15 protein-coding genes and 1 other RNA gene are annotated in these 17,293 nt (G+C 67.8%); 10 read left to right on the top strand and 6 right to left on the bottom strand.

The window, feature by feature from the left end; genetic code table 11:
* Positions 1-3 precede the first annotated feature (3 nt).
* Positions 4-405, bottom strand: coding sequence for a division/cell wall cluster transcriptional repressor MraZ (locus tag EZ304_RS12685; protein ID WP_008266948.1), 402 nt, complete (start codon positions 403-405; stop codon positions 4-6).
* A 368-nt stretch (positions 406-773) separates the two neighbouring features.
* Between EZ304_RS12685 and EZ304_RS12680 the strand changes: the two genes are divergently transcribed.
* Positions 774-1,562, top strand: coding sequence for an NRDE family protein (locus EZ304_RS12680; protein WP_099553698.1), 789 nt, complete (start codon positions 774-776; stop codon positions 1,560-1,562).
* A gap of 306 nt (positions 1,563-1,868) precedes the next feature.
* The gene (locus EZ304_RS12675; RefSeq protein WP_142807246.1) at positions 1,869-2,348 is read left to right on the top strand and encodes a DM13 domain-containing protein; all 480 of its coding nucleotides are present in this window, start codon (positions 1,869-1,871) and stop codon (positions 2,346-2,348) included.
* Between the two features lie 123 nt (positions 2,349-2,471).
* Here EZ304_RS12675 and rnpB read toward each other — a convergent pair.
* Positions 2,472-2,823, bottom strand: an RNA gene (rnpB, locus tag EZ304_RS12670) — RNase P RNA component class A.
* 155 nt (positions 2,824-2,978) lie between these two features.
* Positions 2,979-3,797, bottom strand: coding sequence for a 16S rRNA (cytidine(1402)-2'-O)-methyltransferase (rsmI, locus tag EZ304_RS12665; protein WP_099553595.1), 819 nt, complete (start codon positions 3,795-3,797; stop codon positions 2,979-2,981).
* An 81-nt stretch (positions 3,798-3,878) separates the two neighbouring features.
* Here rsmI and EZ304_RS12660 point away from each other — a divergent pair, with 81 nt between their 5' ends.
* The 6 genes from EZ304_RS12660 to EZ304_RS12640 all read left to right on the top strand — a co-directional run bounded on the left by EZ304_RS12660 (position 3,879) and on the right by EZ304_RS12640 (position 11,587).
* A complete protein-coding gene (locus EZ304_RS12660) occupies positions 3,879-5,600 on the top strand; it encodes a penicillin-binding protein activator (RefSeq protein WP_099553593.1) in 1,722 nt (573 codons plus the stop codon).
* Positions 5,590-5,958: a YraN family protein gene (locus tag EZ304_RS12655; protein ID WP_185959181.1), complete on the top strand. Its 369-nt coding sequence runs from the start codon at positions 5,590-5,592 to the stop codon at positions 5,956-5,958. Before EZ304_RS12660 ends, EZ304_RS12655 begins: the two co-directional genes overlap by 11 nt.
* 110 nt (positions 5,959-6,068) lie before the next feature.
* Entirely contained in the window at positions 6,069-6,713 is a 645-nt protein-coding gene (locus EZ304_RS12650; protein ID WP_099553588.1) for a metal-dependent hydrolase, read from the top strand.
* Positions 6,710-8,095: an FAD-binding oxidoreductase gene (locus EZ304_RS12645; RefSeq protein WP_099553586.1), complete on the top strand. Its 1,386-nt coding sequence runs from the start codon at positions 6,710-6,712 to the stop codon at positions 8,093-8,095. The genes EZ304_RS12650 and EZ304_RS12645 overlap by 4 nt, the downstream gene beginning before the upstream one ends.
* 574 nt (positions 8,096-8,669) lie before the next feature.
* Entirely contained in the window at positions 8,670-9,575 is a 906-nt protein-coding gene (locus EZ304_RS21150; RefSeq protein ID WP_260678109.1) for a hypothetical protein, read from the top strand.
* Positions 9,572-11,587, top strand: coding sequence for an ATP-binding protein (locus EZ304_RS12640; protein ID WP_260678108.1), 2,016 nt, complete (start codon positions 9,572-9,574; stop codon positions 11,585-11,587). The genes EZ304_RS21150 and EZ304_RS12640 overlap by 4 nt, the downstream gene beginning before the upstream one ends.
* Before the next feature lie 8 nt (positions 11,588-11,595).
* Here the strand turns inward: EZ304_RS12640 and EZ304_RS12635 are convergent, their stop codons facing one another.
* Together EZ304_RS12635 and EZ304_RS12630 are read right to left on the bottom strand one after the other, a co-directional pair.
* Positions 11,596-12,093, bottom strand: coding sequence for a fimbrial protein (locus EZ304_RS12635; protein ID WP_142807245.1), 498 nt, complete (start codon positions 12,091-12,093; stop codon positions 11,596-11,598).
* Positions 12,094-12,104: 11 nt separating this feature from the next.
* Positions 12,105-14,621 carry a fimbria/pilus outer membrane usher protein gene (locus tag EZ304_RS12630; protein WP_260678107.1) on the bottom strand — a complete coding sequence of 839 codons (2,517 nt, stop codon included), beginning with the start codon at positions 14,619-14,621 and terminating at the stop codon, positions 12,105-12,107.
* A 277-nt stretch (positions 14,622-14,898) separates the two neighbouring features.
* Here EZ304_RS12630 and EZ304_RS12625 point away from each other — a divergent pair, with 277 nt between their 5' ends.
* Together EZ304_RS12625 and EZ304_RS12620 are read left to right on the top strand one after the other, a co-directional pair.
* Positions 14,899-15,414, top strand: a complete 516-nt coding sequence (locus EZ304_RS12625; protein ID WP_142807243.1) for a fimbrial protein — start codon at positions 14,899-14,901, stop codon at positions 15,412-15,414.
* 56 nt (positions 15,415-15,470) lie between these two features.
* Positions 15,471-16,193: a fimbrial biogenesis chaperone gene (locus tag EZ304_RS12620; protein WP_142807242.1), complete on the top strand. Its 723-nt coding sequence runs from the start codon at positions 15,471-15,473 to the stop codon at positions 16,191-16,193.
* A 47-nt stretch (positions 16,194-16,240) separates the two neighbouring features.
* On the opposite strand, the gene EZ304_RS21145 is transcribed toward EZ304_RS12620, so the two are convergent.
* Positions 16,241-17,221, bottom strand: a complete 981-nt coding sequence (locus EZ304_RS21145) for a fimbrial protein (RefSeq protein ID WP_260678106.1) — start codon at positions 17,219-17,221, stop codon at positions 16,241-16,243.
* Positions 17,222-17,293: the final 72 nt, after the last annotated feature.

Genomic DNA, 17,293 nt, shown 5'->3' with positions numbered 1-17,293 from the left:
GGCTCACAACTTCAGGTCGAGCAACCCATCACCCAGATCCTCGTCAGACAACGTCTGCTGGATCAGGGCCCGATGCGCCTGCTCGCTCCACAATTCGAACTTGTCGCCCATACCGAGCAATACCGCCTTCTTTTCAATGCCCACCGCACCGCGGTGGCTGGCGGGGATGCTGATGCGACCGTTGCCGTCCAGTTCCAGATGGGCGGCCGAGCCGACCAGCTTCTGCTGCAACAGGCGCACGACGCGCTGGGTGTTGGGCTTGGACATGACGTCGTCGCGGACCCGCTCCCATTCCGACTCTGCATACAGCCACAGACAGCCGGCTTCGAACGGGTTGTAGGTCAATACGAGACGGTTGTTGCTGGCGCGCGCGACGAGGTCGCGGTAAGCGGTGGGAACCGCCATGCGCCCTTTATCGTCAACTGTGATGGCCGTCTCGCCCTGGAACACGACGCGTGCACCTATCCTTCGCCCGGTGAAACATTGAACCACGAAAACCCACAAAACACCCGGATTTCCCTCTGATGCCCACCTTAGCAGCGGCCGAAGGGTTGTCAACAACTTTTCAGCGGGGAAATCGCCAGCCGCATCAATGGCTTGCAACAACCTTTAGAGAATTGTTCAAGGCTTATCCACAAGTTGCTGATCCGTCTCAATTTTTGAGATTGAACGGAAGTTCAGGGCTGTAGACAGGGCGTGAAACATCGCCCGCGCATTCATCCGGAACCGGCCGGAAACACCGCCGGACTGCGCAAACCATGCACAATGAGGCCATGTGCCTGCTCGCTCTTGGCTGGATGCACCACCCGCGCTGGCGGCTGGTGATGACCGGCAACCGTGATGAGTTCCACGCCCGCCCGACGGCGGCGCTGGCCCCCTGGCAAGATGAGACCTCCGTCATCGGGGGACGCGACCTGCGCTCCGGCGGTGGCTGGGCCGGTGTCGGTGCCGGCGGCCGCATGGCCGTGGTCACCAATGTCCGCGATCCGCTGGCCGCACAGACCGGCCCGTCCCGGGGGGCGCTGGTGGCCGACTTCCTGCGCGGCCGCGACCCGGCCGCCGTGCATATCGACCGGCTGGCGACCGTGGCGGGCGCGTATGCGCCCTTCAACCTGCTGCTGGCCGACGGCCACAGCCTGGAGTTCCTGGGCAACCACCCCGCCGAGCGGCAGAGCCTGGGCCCCGGCGTGCATGGCATGTCCAACGGCGCACTGGACGCGCCGTGGCCGAAGACCCGGCGGCTGATGGCTGCCCTTGAAACCTGGCTGCAGGAAGATGGGGTCAGATCCCTTTCGCAAAGCGAAAGGGATCTGACCCCAGACCTGACCCCGCTCTGGAACGCCCTCGCCGACGAACATCGCCCCGCCGACAGCGACCTGCCCGACACCGGCATCGGCCTGGAACGCGAGCGCTGGCTGAGCCCGGCCTTCATCCGCGGCGACGACTACGGCACCCGCGCCAGCACCGTGCTGTTGATCGACGCCGATGGCCACGGCGAAATCCACGAGCGCCGCTTTGGCCCGCAGGGCGCAGCCAACGGACAGAGCCACGTCATTTTCTGACCCGGTCATGCTGGCCGCTGCCCGGAATCCCTTTCCAGCGGGGTAGTGCCGGCCGCTGGCCGGCAACTTCCGGATCTTCGGGCAAGCCACGCAGCGGCCGGCACTACCCGCTCCAGGACTGCCAACGGCGTCATTCAGCTTCCCGACGCAGCGCCTTTCCGCCCGCACCACAGGGCCTGCGCTGCTGCGGCCACCCCACTGTGCCCTTTTTGCGTCTGGCACTGTGTCTATAAATGCCGCCCCCAACCTCCCAAAGTGGTCGTGCCCGGCACCAGGCCGCGCGATCCACATCTACATGGAGGCCCCATGCGCCGCACCCTCATCCTGCTCGCCACCCACCTGCTCACCCTCGGCCTGGGCTTCGGCCTGGGCATCTATCTGCTGCCGATCCTGATCGCCCCCGATGACCCGCCGATCACGCAGGTGCAGGCCGCGATGAACGACGCCACCTACCACACCACCTTCCGCCGTGACCTCAAAGGCAGCGACGCGGTGCACTGGGCCGACGGCAAGGTCAGCGTCAGCGCACGCCAGGTCGCGTTCGACGGAAAGATGGGACCGGGGCCGGACTACAAGGTCTACCTGGTCCGCGACTTCGTCGACAACAAGGCCGATTTCCTGAAGATCAAGGCGCAGGCCCAGCGCATCGGCGAGGTGAAGACCTTCAACCGTTTCCTGGTGGACGTGCCTGAAAGCGTCAACGTGGACGACTACAGCACCGTCGTGGTGTGGTGCGAACGCTTCGAGCAGTTCATTTCCGCCGGGCAGTACCGCACGCCGGGCTGAGGCCGGACATCATCCCGGTAGTGCCGGCCGCTGGCCGGCAACAGCACGATGCGTCTGCTGGTGAGGAGGTTGCCGGCCAGCGGCCGGCACTACCGATGCGCGGTTCATGCATATGGAAGAAGGAGGCGGAGCCGGCCGATAAGCCGGGTTCTGTCGTGGACAGTCATTCCTCTAGGCGTTACGTCACCGCAACGCTCAAGCAACCTACCCGGATCCAACGCGGGCCGCGCCAAAGGATCCCTATTTGGTCTTGCTCCAGGCGGGGTTTGCCGTGCCGGTCTGTTGCCAGACTCGCGGTGCGCTCTTACCGCACCATTTCACCCTTACCGGCCTTCCGAAGAAGACGTAGGCGGTATCTTTCTGTTGCACTTTCCGTCGGCTTGCGCCGCCCAGGCGTTACCTGGCACCTTGCCCTATGGAGCCCGGACTTTCCTCGGCACCCCCGAAGGGATGACGCGACTGTCTGGCCGGCTCCGCCAGCGCACATTCTAGCCTACGCACGCCCGTCCTGCCGTGCTGATCGCGGCGTCCGGTTCATCCATCCACGCAGGGCGTGGATCTACCGATTCCGCTGCCCTGGTGGGTGCGGATTCCGCTTTGGTGGGTGCGGACCTTGGTCCGCACGATCCATCAACTGCCGTACAACGCCTTGCGCGGTGCGCCGGTCAGCTCAGCCGCCAGCTTGGCCGCGGTCGACGGCGGCAGGTGTTCGCTCAGCTTGGCATACACACGGCGGCCATGCGCCAGCTGCGCTTGCTCATCGTCGCCGGCGCCCTGCACCATCACCACGAACTCGCCCTTGCGCTGGTTCTCGTCGGCTTCCACCTTGGCCAGCAGGCCGGCCAGGTCGCCATCGAGCACGGTCTCGAACAGCTTGGTCAGTTCGCGCGCCAGTACTGCCGGGCGCTCGCCGCCGAAGATCGCCGCCATGTCCGCCAGCGACTCGGCGATGCGATGCGAGGATTCATAGAACACCATCGTGCGTACTTCACCGGCCAGCGCCTGCAGACGGTCGCGGCGGCCGCTGGCCTTGGCCGGCAGGAAACCCTCGAAGCTGAAGCGGTCACTGGGCAGGCCGGCCACGCTCAACGCGGCGATGGCGGCACAGGCGCCAGGAATCGGGCTGACCTTGATGCCGGCCGCGCGCGCGGCACGCACCAGGCGGAAACCGGGGTCACTGACCAGCGGGGTGCCGGCATCGCTGACCAGCGCCAGCGATTCGCCAGCCTGCAGGCGCGACACCAGGCGCTGAGCCAGGGCTTCTTCGTTGTGTTCATGCAGGGCCACCAGCGGTTGCTGGATGCCGAAATGCGACAACAGCTGACCGCTGCGGCGGGTGTCCTCGGCACAGATGGCCGCCACCGACCGCAGCACCTCCTGCGCGCGCGGGCTCAGATCGGCCAGGTTGCCGATCGGGGTGGCGACGACGTACAGGGTTGGGACACTCATTTCAGCGGTACTCACGGGGCAAGGGTAGAATCGTAGCGTGTACCCGGCCAAGGCCGCTGCCCTCATCGCATGGACCCGATCATGAACAAGCCCGCCGCACGGATCTCCGCCCTGTCGTTGTCGCTGATGCTGCTGGCCGGCTGTGCCACCACCAGCCTGACCAGCGCACCCGAATCGCCGGCGCAGAGCCAGGCGCTGGCGCTGATCGAACAGGGCAAGCCGCGCGATGCCGCGCTGCAACTGGAAGGCCTGGCCGCCACCCTGCGCGGTGGTGCCCGCAGCAATGCGCTGGCCGACGCGGCCTGGGCCTGGCACCTGGCCGGCGACAGTGCCCGCGCGCGCAGCCTGCTCGGCCAGCTCACCGCCCGCCAGCTGTCCGGCCCCAGCCTGCAGCGCTACCAGCTGACCGGCGCCGAGCTGGCACTGGCCGACAAGCAGCCGGCGCAGGCCCTGGCCCTGCTGAAGGAACATGGCGACAACGTCTTCCCCGCGCTGCGCACGCGCTGGTACGTGGCCCGCGCCAACGCGCTGCAGGGCACCGGCGACGCGTTCGGCGCCGCCACCGAGCGCGCCCGCGCCCATGCCAGCCTGACCGGCAGTGCGCGCAGCGAGAACCAGGCCGCCATCTCCGGCCTGCTCGGTACCCTCGACGACGCCACCCTGCGCAGCCGTGCCGCCGCCCTGCCGGCCAACGACCCGCTGTACAACTTCGCTGGCCGTGCGCTGATCGCACGCGGCCTGCCGTTGCCGCGTCCGTTCGACCGCGATGGCGCCGCCCAGTTCGATACCAGCAAGCGCCCGCCGGCGATGAGCGACGGTTACCGGCCGCCGGCCAAGCTGGCCGTGCTGCTGCCGCTCAGCGGCCGCCTGGCCACCGCCGCACAGCCGGTGCGCGATGGCCTGCTGAGTGCCTACTACGGTGAAAGCCGCCGCCGCCCGGACATCAACTTCTTCGACACCGCCGGCACCCCGGCCGGCGCCCTGGCCGCCTACGACAAGGCCGTTGCCTCCGGTGCCGACTTCGTGGTCGGCCCGCTGGGCCGCGACGAAGTGGACGCAGTGTATGGCCGCCAGCAGCTGCAGGTGCCGGTGTTGGCCCTGAACCGCGGCAAGGATGCACCGCCGGCCGGCAGCGCCGGTTTCTCGCTGGCGCCGGAAGACGACGGTATCGTCGCCGCCGAATACCTGCGTGGCCGCGAGCGTGGCAAGGCGCTGGTGATCAACAGCGCCGACGACACCGGCCGCCGTGCCGCCGCCGCCTTCGCCCAGCGCTTTGCCCAGCGTGGTGGCCAGGTGGTGGCCTCGATCGGCGTCAGCGATGCGGTGGGCGACGTTGGCGCACAGGTGCGCAATGCCGGCCAGGTCGATGCCGTGTTCCTGGCCGTGCGCGCGCCGCAGGCGCGCCTGCTGGCGCCGCAGCTGGCGCTGGCCGGTGCCGGTGGCGCGACCCGCGTCGGCACCTCGCAGCTGACTGTCGGCAGCGGCAAGATGGAAGAAGACGTGGCGCTGGATGGCATCGTCTACCCGAACGAAGCCTGGAACGTGCGCAGCGTGTCCGGCCTGCCGTCGGCCAGCCAGGTTGCCAGCGCGCTGCCCAGCGCCCGCGGTGCGGCCGGTCGCCTGTTCGCCTTCGGCGCCGATGCCTGGAAGATCACCGCCTACCTGGACAAGCTGTCGAATGAAGGCGGCCTGGACGGCGCTACCGGCACCCTGTTCCTGGACAGCAACGGCAACATCCTGCGCCAGCCGGCATGGTCCACCTTCAATGGCGGCCGGCCGATGCCGATCGTCGGTGGTCGCTGAGCGCAGCCAACGTGGCTCGGCGGTGGAAGTCGCCGCCGAGCAGCATCTGCAACAGGCCGGCCTGCAGCCACGCGCGCGCAACGTGCGCTACCGTGGCGGCGAACTGGACCTGGTGATGGATGACGCTGGCACCGTGGTGTTCGTGGAAGTGCGCTATCGCGCACGTTCGGACTTCGGCGGTGGCGCCGCTTCGGTGGATGCACGCAAACGCCGGCGCCTGGCGCATGCCGCACAGTTGTACCTGCAGGACAATCCCGCTCTGGCCGATGCACCCTGCCGTTTTGACGTGGTTGACGCCACGGGCGAGCCGCCGCAGCTGCGGTGGCTGCGTGATGCGTTCCGGCTGGATGATTGCTGATGGATACCGTCCGCTCTGGTAGAGGCCGACCTTGGTCGGCGCTTCTGTGCCAACCAAGGTTGGCACCTACCAGAGCGCGGCCTGGCCGGCACGACCACGGTGCGTGACTGATGCCGTCGATCATCACCCATGCCGCCGTACCGCTGGCGCTGTGGTGCGCGGCGGATCGCGGCCGCATCCCGCCGCGCCTGCTGGTTGCCGGCGTGATCGCCGCCATGCTTCCCGATGCCGATGTGCTGGCGTTCGCCCTGCACATTCCCTATGCCGATGCGTTCGGCCATCGTGGGGCCAGCCATTCGCTGCTGTTTGCCTGCGTGCTGGCGGCGATGGCGGCGGTGTTGGCGTTCTTTGCTGGTCGCCGACCTTGGTCGGCACCACACAGCTCCGGTAGTCGCCGACCTTGGTCGGCGGTTTCGTGCCAACCAAGGTTGGCACCCACCAGGGCGCGGCCAACGGTGGCATCTACCGTGCAAGCCGCTGTATTCGTCTTCATCTGCGCGGCCAGCCACCCGCTGCTGGATGCGATGACCTCCGGCGGCCTCGGCGTTGCCCTCGCCTGGCCGTGGAGCGAACAACGCTTCTTCGCGCCGTGGCGACCGATCCGCGTTTCACCGTTTGCCGCGCAGTTCTTCAGCGCACGTGGCCTCGCCACGCTGTTGTCCGAACTGCGCTGGGTCTGGCTGCCGCTGGCCGGCGCCGTTGTCGCCTGGAAACTGATCCAACCCGCTCCCGTTGCCCCACGAGATCCGTCATGAGTACTGCCCTGCCCGCTGCCCTGGTTGCCGAACTGTCCGCCCTGCTGGGCGCGGAGGGCTGGCGCATGGATGACGGCGCGCTGGAGGCGAACGCGCAGGACAACTCATGGCGCCACCAACGCCCCGCCGCTGTTGCGTTGCCCGCCGATATCGAACAGGTGCAGGCACTGGTCCGCGCCTGCCGTGCACACCACGTAGCGCTGGTTGCACGCGGCGCAGGCACCGGTACCACCGGCGCGGCCGTGCCGTTGCCGGGCAGCATCGTGCTGTCGTTCACCCGCATGGACCGCATCGTGGAGATCCGTGCCGGCGACCGCTGCGCCGTGGTGCAGCCCGGCGTGTTGAACGGCGCCCTGCAGCAGGCGCTGGCTCCACACGGCCTGTTCTGGGCGCCGGACCCGTCCAGCGCCGAAGTCTGCAGCATCGGCGGCAACCTGGCCTGCAACGCTGGCGGCCCGCGCGCGGTGAAGTACGGCACCAGCCGCGACAACGTGCTGGGCCTGGTGGCGGTCACCGGCACCGGCGAGGTGATCCGCTGCGGCGGCGCCTACACCAAGGACGCCACCGGCTACGACCTGACCCACCTGCTGGTGGGCAGCGAAGGCACGCTGGCGTTGATCGTGGAAGCCACGTTGAAGCTGACCCCGCTGCCGGTCAGCCAGGCCGGACTGCGCGTGCTGTACCGCGATGCCGATGCGGCCGCTGCGGCGGTATCACGCCTGATGTCGCAGCCGGTGGTGCCCACCCGCCTGGAATTCATGGATGCACGCAGCCTGGAACTGCTGCGGCTCAATGGTGCCGAAGTGCCGCAGGCCGGCGCCATGCTGCTGGTCGAAGCCGATGGTGACCACGACACCCTGCCCTACCTGCTGCAGGCACTGGCCACCGCCGCTGAAGGCGACGGCATGATCGAACTGGATGTGGCGATGGAAGGCCGCGCACGTGACCAGCTGTGGGCCGCACGCAAGGCGCTCTCACCTGCACTGCGCAGCGTGGCCCCGGGCAAGATCAATGAGGATGTAGTTGTACCGGTGTCGCGCATTCCCGATCTGGTGGCCGGCGTGCAGGCACTGGCCCGCGACTACACGCTCACCATCGTCACCTTCGGCCATGCCGGCAACGGCAACCTGCACGTCAACATCCTCTACCACCCGGATGACGCCGACGAGAACGCACGTGCGCATGCCGCGCTGCCGAAGATCTTCGAACTGACCCTGGCGCTGGGCGGCACGCTATCCGGTGAACATGGCATCGGCCTGGCCAAGCGCGATTTCATGGCCCGCGCCTTCACCCCGGCCACGCTGGCCACCATGCGCGCGATCAAGGCCGCGCTGGATCCGGATGGCATCCTCAACCCTGGCAAGGTGTTGCCGCCGGTGTGATGCCCGGCCCGGCGCTACCGATTGCCCGGGAACAGATCCCATCCCAACGGTGATGTGCTCTGCCCCGGCAATTGCGCCCAGCGCACTGTAGAGCCGAGCCCACGCTCGGCTGCTTTTCGGTCAGGTCGCCAGGAAGCCGCGCTGGGCGCGGTGAGTCGAGCAAGGCTCGACTCTACAAGGATGACGCTTTTGGCACGGTGCTGTGCATCACGCGATACGCATGATGGGGGATATCAATCTTCGAAATCTGAAACGTCCCTCATTGGAATCACCTGCGTTGCATGCGAATCATGGATCACCAGCGACGGCGGATGGCACGGGCTTGCAATCACGTTTGATCGATGGTGTTTGCGCTTGCCTGTTGGCGCCGCCTTCTTCCCCTGTACCTGGACGGCGTCGGCACGCTTTCCGTAAATGCCTATAGGGCGGGCGATGACCAGCAGCTGGGCGACGATGCCCGCGAGCGCCTGTCGCGAGCCGGGGCACGGCCACGGCCAGCAGGCCAGGCCTGCGCTTGCACGGGCGTGTCGTGCCCGGCACTCTGTGTGCGGGCCCCGATCTGCAGGGTTGTGCCATGGCGTCACCCACCGACTCCGTGCTTGCCACCCTGCGGCACCTGCAACGACGGGTCCTGTTTGGCGGCGGCGCAGTACTGACCGTGCTGCTGCTGGCTGCCGGCGCTGCGGCCCTGTGGCTGCGGCTGGAAACCGTGCACCAGGAAGAACGTGACGCCCTGCGCCGTGGGCTGCAGACCATGGACCGCTACATCGGCGAACGCCGACGCGCCTACGTCGCCAGCCTGAACACCAACGCCACCCTGTGGGCCACGCAGCAGCCGCTGCTGGCGGCCCGTGGCATGCCCCTTGCCGAACGCCTGGCGGCCCAGCGGGGCCAGGTACAGGTGCTGGCGCCCGGCGCGCTGTCGGTTCCCTGGCTGGCGGTGTCGCCACCGCAGCCCCGCCTTGCCCCGCAGACCCAGGCTGCTTTCCTGGGCATGGTGGAAACCTATTCGGCCTACATGGCCGCCACGGTAGCGGCGCAGGATTCGCCCACCTCGCTTATCTCCTACACCTACGAACCGGAAGGGCAGCTGTTCGCGGTGGCCGGGCTGCAGGACGAAACCCAGCTGCTGCGCACCATGGGCATGCAGACCCGCGAACAGGCCCTGGCCGCACTGCGCCGTACCGCCGATGAAGGCTGGCAGGGCGCGGGAACAGGGACCGACATCGCTCTGCCCAGCGGGCACCTGCGTGTGTACTACGGCCGCAATCCATTTACCGGACAGGACGCGCTGGTGACCCAGATGCGCCTGCGCAGCGAAGGCACGCCCTTTGCCCACCGCCTCACGTTCGAGCCGCTGGATGCCCTGCACGAACGGCTGACCGAGGCGGCTGCCGGGACATGGCAGGTGGTGGACCGGCAGGGCCGCGAAGTACTGCATGCCACGGCCACAGAGGCACCACCGGCCCCCAACTGTTGAACGGCAACCACCGCTTCGAGGTATCAGCGCCGCTGCGCGGTGTGGACTGGGTGCTGGTGCGCCCCTACCACTGGGCCGATGTCTGGGCCACGCAACGGGCCTACCTGCTGGCGGGCATGCTGATGCTGGCGGTGCTGCTGGGCGCGCTGTGGGTGGTGCTGCTGCGGGTGGACCGGCGCGTGTTGCGGCCGGCGCTGGAACAGGCCGCACGCGTGCATGAAAGCGAGGCGTTGAGCCGCACCCTGATCGAAACCTCGCCGGTGGGCCTGTGCCTGCTGGACCAGCAGAGCGGGCAGCTGATCCTGCACAACCAGGCACTGGAACAGCTGGCCGGTGGCACGGTGCCCGGCCTGGCATCCGTGGTGCAGCGGCTGGTGCAGGATGTGGGCGCGCCAGAGCCCGGCCAACCCTTCGCGGTTGCCGCCGCCGATGGCACCACCCCGCCGCGCTTCCTACGCGCCATCGTGGCCCCTTCGCGCTACCAGCGGCGAGCGATCTGGGTGTGCGCGGTGACCGATGTGACCGCACAGGAAGAAACCCGGCAACGGCTGCTGGACGCCCGCCATGCGGCAGAAGCGGCCGACCAGGCCAAGAGCGCCTTCGTGGCGATGATCAGCCATGAAATCCGCACGCCACTGAGCGGCGTGCTGGGCCATCTGGAACTGCTGGCACGGCAGCCCATGTCGGCGTCGGCACAGACGCACACGGCACGCGCGCGCAGCGCCGCCGGGGTGCTGCAGGGGCTGGTGGACGATACCCTGGACCTGTCGCGCATGGAGGCCGGCCTGATGCAGCTGCAGCCGGTGGCGTTTGATCCACGCGGTCTGCTGCAGCAGACCGCGACGCTGTTCGGGCCGCAGGCCGCCGACAAAGGCCTGCAGCTGGTGGTACAGGCAGGCGATGCGATGGCACCAGCCTATACAGCCGACGCACGCCGGCTGGCGCAGATCCTCCACAACTTCGTCGGCAATGCAGTGAAGTTCACCACTGCGGGAACGATCACGATCCGCGTGGATGCCCGTGTTCGACCCGAAGGAACCGAACACCTGTACTTCGAGGTCTGCGACACCGGGCCTGGCATCGCTGCCGAAGACCAGGCCACGCTGTTCTCACCCTTCGTGCAGGCCCATGCCGGCCGCGAACAGGGAGGCAGCGGGCTGGGCCTGGCGCTGTGCCGGCGCTTTGCCGAACTGATGGGTGGCACGGTGGGCGTGCACAGCACACCTGGGGCGGGCAGCCGCTTCCACGTGGACGTTCCCGTAGAACGTGCCACTGCCGTGGATGCGGATGTGCCCGGTGGGCATACTGCTGCAAGCAGGCCACCGCCGGGCGGCCATGCTCTGCTGGTGGATGACAGCGTGATCAGCCGCGATGTGACGCTGGCGCAGCTGCAGGCGCTGGGCTGGCAGGTGACCACCGCCGCAGACGGCAATGAGGCGTGGGAGCGCTGGTGCCAGGGCCGATTCGACGTCGTCCTGACCGACCTGAACATGCCACGCATGGATGGCTATGCGCTTGCTCGCAGGCTGCGCGCGGACAACGCCCGCGTGCCCATCGTGGCACTGACCGCCAGTGCGTTGCCCAACGACGCAGAGCAGGTACGGGCGGCCGGCATGACCCAGCTGCTGTTGAAACCGCTGGACCTGGGCGCACTGCAGCGCGTGCTGTATTCCCTTGAACCGGATCCTGCGACGGCGGCGGCAGCTGCACCGCTGATGAGCGAGGCAGTACAGGCGCAGATGCGCGCAGCGTTCCTGAAAACGGCACGCACGGATCTGGCTGCACTGCGCCGGGCGCTGGAAGCGGGCGATGGCACGGCGATGATCGATCTGCTGCACAGCTTCAGCGGCGCACTGGTCTTCCTGGAGCAGGCGCAGGCCGCGCAGCGTTGCCAGCAGGCTGAGCAGGCACTACGCACCTGCGGTACCGCGGATGCGGCGGCAATGGCATGCGTTGCCGAGGCCATCGCACTGACCACGGCCAGCGTGGACGCGATTGAGGCCCTGCGCTGACACTGGCCTCAGTCGTAGGCGGCGGTGACCACGATCTCGGTCGAGATGTTGCCGGCATTGATCCCGCTGGTGGTGGCGATGTAGTAGCCCGCACGCAGCGCGAAGCTGGCAGTTGCACCGGTGACGGCCACGGGGATATCGGCATCACCTTTCTTCAGATAGGTGTTGCCGCTGGTACCGGACAACAGCGCGATGGATACCCCGGTGGCGGGTGTGGCGGTGGCGGTATTCTTCCAGCGCTGCGCATCACCGTCGGCGGCGGTACCGTCAAACGACAGGCGTGCGCGCGAAACACCCACGCAACCGGTGAAGTTGAGCGCGCCGGTCTTCAGCTTGCTGGGCGTGGCCGCGGTCATCTCATCCGCCTTCACCGGGTCCAGGGTGATGGCCGGGGCGGCCAGCGTGCAGGTGCCGGGCAGCACCCGCCCGCTGATGGTCAGGGTGGCGGTATCGGCAAAGGCCGCGGCGGGGGTCAGCAGCAACAGGGCAAGCAGGGCGTGTTTCATTCGGGCTCCAGTCATCGGGGGGTGGCCGCTTGGCCATCGTGGTCGGTGGGTTCGGCGTGCAGTTGCCGGGCATTGACCTGCAGCGCGGCGGGCAGCGGCGGGTGCGGCAGGCACTGCGCCTGGGTCCACGACAGGCCGTAGGCGTCGGGGGCGTCCAGCAGCTGGTAATCGAGGCGGCAGCGCGCGGGGCCTTCCGGGTCGACAATCAGCGCACCGGCCTCCTGCGCACCGCGCAACTGGATGACGCTGCCCTGCCCCACGGCACCGCGCGACTGGCCGGCTTCATCGACGATGCGCGCGGCGAAAGGCAAGGGCTGGCCCAGCGCATCGGTGGCATCGATGAACAGCGTGCGTTCGCGGCGCACCTCGAACGCAACACGCACGATGCCGCCCGCGGTGGGCGCAATGCGGTGCGAGGTCTGCAGCACGTCCACATCCAGCGGCAGGCCTGCCGGGTCCAGGTCGATCTGGTTCCATCGGTACGGCGTGATGTGCGGCAGCAGCGCATAGCCGTTGCGGCCAACACGCACGCTGTGGCCGGCGCCGATACGCGCGCCTTCGGCGCCCTTGGCCTGCACCAGCGCGAAGCCATTGCCCAGCGGCGGGCCGAAGTTCACCCCGCCGCGGTGCAGCACCACGCTGCCGCTGGCACCCAGGGTCTGGCTGCGCTGGCCTGCGGCATGGCTGTAGCCGGCGTTGAAGTGCCCGTAGGCGCCCTGGTGCCCCACGTAGGCGCTCTGGCTGTGGACGCCGTCGCTGCCGTGGCCGGCCGACAGGCTGTAGTGGGTGTTGCGCTGCGCGCCCAGCGTGCCATTCAACGACAGCTGGGCCTGGTCCGTGCGTGGTGAATGGCTCAGCTGGGTACTCAGGCGCGGCGATTGCGGCGCAGTACCCAGTGGCACGCTGACATTCAAGGCATAGCGCGTGTCCTGGTCGCCGCGTTCGGAACGGTAGCGCTGCACCGACACGCCCACATTCGCACGCCGCCAGGATGTCTGCAGTGCCAGCTGCACGTCGTTGCGGCGCTGTCCGCTGTCCCAGTAGGCCACGTGCCCACCGCTCAACTGCAGCGAGGTGCGTTCGCCCAGCCGCTGGGAGAGATTCATCTGGTAGCGCTGGCGCGTGCGCCCGGTATCGACCCACGCGTCATCCGCCCGCGCAGCGGTGTCGTTCAAGGTGCGAAACCCGCGCGTGCTGAAGCGGTAGGCCGCCAGGCCGACATGGGTGCCGCTGCCAGCCAGGTAGCGCTGGTAATTGAGCCGGTAGCTGTTGCCGTGCACCTGCTCGCCCGTGCCAGGCCGCGCACGCGAGTGGGTGATGTCCGCACCGAACGCACCCACTGGCGTATTCACCGCCGCGCCCAGCAGGGCGGCCTGATAGTGCTGCGCCACCTGGGCGCCGCCCAGCAGCGTCAGGTGATTGCTGATGCCATGGGCGTAGGTGCCTTCGGCGAACGGCAGCCTGCGCAGGCGCGCGCCGTCATCACGCAGGTGGCCGGCGGTGGCGCTGAAGCGCGATGAGCCGGCGCGCAATGCCTGCGGAACCGCTGAAAAATTGACCGTGTAGCGCCGGCTGCGGCCATCGGCTTCGGTGACGGTCACCTGCAGATCGCCGCCGAAGCTGGTGGGATACAGATCGTCAATGACGAACGGGCCCGGAGCCACCGTGCTTTCGTGGATGACGGTGCCGTTCTGGCGGATGCTGACGACAGCGTTGCCTTCGGCGATGCCCTGCACGACCGGTGCGAAGCCGCGCAGCGAATCGGGCAGCATGCGTTCGTCGGTGGCCACGCGCACGCCGGTGAAGCGCAGGCTTTCAAACAGTTCGCCCCCGGTGCTGCCCTGGCCCAGCAGCAGCTGGCTGTTCCAGCCGGGAAGATCGCGCTGCAGGTCGCTGCCCAGGGTGCGGGAACGTAGTCCAGCGGCGCCCTGGGTGATGGAGGCGCGGTGGCGCAGACGCCAATGGCCCAGATTGACGCCGGCACGCAGGCCCAGATGGCCATGCTGCCGCCCCTGGCTGCTGTAGTGGTTGGCGGCGTAATCGACAAAGGCCGCAGTGACCCCCGCATCGCGCCGCGCGGCGGGTACATGCCCGCGCGGCAGGCGCTCCTGCGCCGCCTGCGGCACGGTCAGGCGCAGCTGCAGCGTGCTGCTGTCGAAGGTGACCGTGGCGCCCGGCACGCGGGTCGGCAGGTCCACGCAGGTGCCCTGCTCTTCGGCACCCGCTTCAAGATACTGCACGCCAAGGCCCAGCAGCGGCAGCAGCGATGCAGGCAGGCAGGGCTGCGCATCGAGTGGGTCATCGCCTGCAATGAAAGCGATGTCGGCCTGCTGCAGGAATGCATCATTGAGCAACACGTCCACGGCGTATTCGCCAGCCGCGACGGGATTGCCCTGCACGTACCGCGAGACATCGATGGCACTGCCGCCCAGCAGGAAGCCGTCACTGAACTCCACATCCGCGACCGGGGCCGCATAGGTGGGAGTGAGTGCGAGCGAGGCTGCGATGGCCGATGCAAGGCGCACCATGCACGGGAGACGGGGCTTGGAGGAAATCATGGGTCTGCAGGAACGCGGCAGAGAGCGTCCGGAGGCGGAAGTCTAGGAAGGCGCCCGGCGGCAGACCATGCAAGAAGTTGCAGAAGCAGCGCTTCCATCACGGCGGTGCGCACAGGCCAGCGCCCAATTCCCCAATTGCAATTAGTTGCATTCCCGGTGGAGGCAGCCGAACGGAAACTTGCGCAACGTTGCGGTTGGGTATCAGCCCGGCGTGCATCGAGTTCCATTCATCCATCGAGAAAACGAAATGAAAATCACGCATTCCGTGCTGCTGGCTGGCCTGGTCGCCGCCGCTGCATCGCCGTCGGCAATGGCTGAAAAGCTGGAGATCACCGGCGAACTGATGACCTCCACCTGCGCAGTGCAGTCCACCGGCGGCACCGTGACCGTACCCATGGGCAAGGTCGACCTGGTGTCGGTCAACGCCAATACCCGTGCGGGCCAGAAGAACTTCAGCATCCAGCTGGACTGCACCGGTTCGGGTGCAGCGCAGGAAGTCGGTGTGCGCTTCGGTGGCACTCCGCACGGCAGCACCGGCAACCTGGCACTGACCGCAGCGTCGGCGGCCACCAATGTGGGTGTCGCGCTGTATGACGCCGTGGGCAACCACCAGAAGATCGGCGATGACCCGACCTATACCGTCACCATTCCGGCCGGCGGCAGCAGCCAGCTGGACTACAGCGCCTGGTATGCATCGCCGGCGCAGAACGCCACGGCCGGTACCGCCAATGCATCCGGCGATTTCGTGGTGATCTACAAGTAGGACCGCAGGCGGGAAGCGCGTGTAGTGCTGCTTCCCGCCCTCTTCCAGGAACGCCCATGAATCGTCGCGCCACCGCGTGGCTGGTCGCACCGCTGGCCGCCGCGCTTTCATTTTCCACGTCTGCGGCAGTAACCCTGCAGGGCACCCGCATCATCCACGATGCCGGCAAAGGCCGGGATGTCACGGTGAAGGCCACCAATGTCGGCACGTCACCTGCACTGACCCAGGTCTGGATCGATGCCGGCGACAGCCACGCGCGGCCTGAAGACGTGCGTACACCCTTCCGGCTGACACCGGCCGAACCCCGCTTGATGCAGGCCAAGCAGAGCCAGGCCTACCGCATCACCTACGCACCCCGCCCATCGGAAACGGCGCTGCCTTCGGGCCGCGAGTCGGTCTTCTATTTCAATCTGCTGGATGTGCCACCCAAGCCTGTCGGCAGCGACGGCACCAACCTGCTGCAGTTTGCCGTGCGCACCCGCGTGAAGCTGTTCCATCGACCCGCGGGCCTGCCGGGCCGGCCCGACGATGCCGCCGCGCAACTGCAATGGCGCCTGCAGGCGGGCGCGCTGCACGCCTACAACCCGACGGCTTACCACGTGACGCTGGGCAAGGTGACCCTGGCCGATGGCCGCATGCTGGACGCAGACATGGTCGCACCCGGCGCCGTGCTGCAACTGCCGATGCCTGCGGGCGATCCTGCTCCGGCTACCCTGTCGTTCCAATGGCTGGACGACTACGGCACCGCACGCGATGTGCAGGCAACCATCGTTCACTGAAGCATGATGGGGCCGGGAACCTGTGGGTTTCCCGGCCTTTTCATGTGTCAGCGGTAGTCCGCGGTCAACACGCCCTGCACCGTCAGCTCACCCGGCCGGAGCGTGCCCGTGGTGCGCAGATAGCGCGCTTCCAGCGCAATCCGGTTGGTTCCGGCCTCGGAGACCCCGTGATCCCATTGCTGCCCAATCGTGATGGGCGTGCCGCCCCGGCGCAGCTGCACACGTACGCCACCGGAAGTACTGCCGGGTGCGGGCAGCAGCCCCGTCGTGCGGTTACCGGGCTGGTTCACGTCGGTCAGGGTCAGCTTGACCGGCGTGCCCGCGAAGGGGCAGTTCATCAGCACATCGAAGGGCTTGGCACCGGCGGTGCTGCCGCCAGCCCGCAGTGCATCAGCAGAGACCGGATCGAGCGTGACGCTGGTATCGGACAGCGTGCAGGTAGGGCCCTGCACGTTGACGCCCAGCTGCAGGCGCTGACGCAGCTGGCTGCCCGGTTGCTGACGGACCGTATGGGTGAATGATCCAAGATCGGTGGAGGCGATCCCACGCACAGGCCCGCCCGGGGAATAGAGTGCGATGTTCAGGCGCATCTGCATGTTCGGCCCCGGCACCCACATCCTGAAGGAACTGGATGCGTGGGCGGAGATGAATGTGTTGTGCCCGACACCCTCCTCATCCGGCTCGTCCTGCGGGGCATAGGCATCCAACTCCATCGTGACCAGTGGCGCACCGGGGGCGCCAGCGAATGCGTAGGCCGGCGCCCCACCGATGTGCCGGACGTACTGAAGCCCGGCGAACTGTGGCACGGTGTCCACGTCGATGTAGCCATTGCAGCGCCCCAGCTCTACATAGGCAGTCCCCCATGCGGTTGCCAGCCGCACATCCGGCACGTCGGTGTACTGAACGTCGAATACGCGATCCAGCAACCCATCGGGCACCTGCACCGGGCACGCAACCACGATGGAGGGAACGGCCAGCGAAAGCAGCACAGGCCAGATGGGCCAGGCGGCAGATTGAGGACGGCCCATGGAAGAACTCCGACGTATCGTAGCGTTCCAGACTAGGGACGCTGCAGGCCGGTTCCCATGCAAGAACTTGCA

Source organism: Stenotrophomonas maltophilia (assembly GCF_006974125.1).
In the GTDB taxonomy this organism is placed as follows: Bacteria; Pseudomonadota; Gammaproteobacteria; order Xanthomonadales; family Xanthomonadaceae; genus Stenotrophomonas; species Stenotrophomonas maltophilia_O.
The sequence above is the reverse complement of the archived record's forward strand: the minus strand, read 5'-3'. Positions and strand labels throughout refer to the sequence as shown.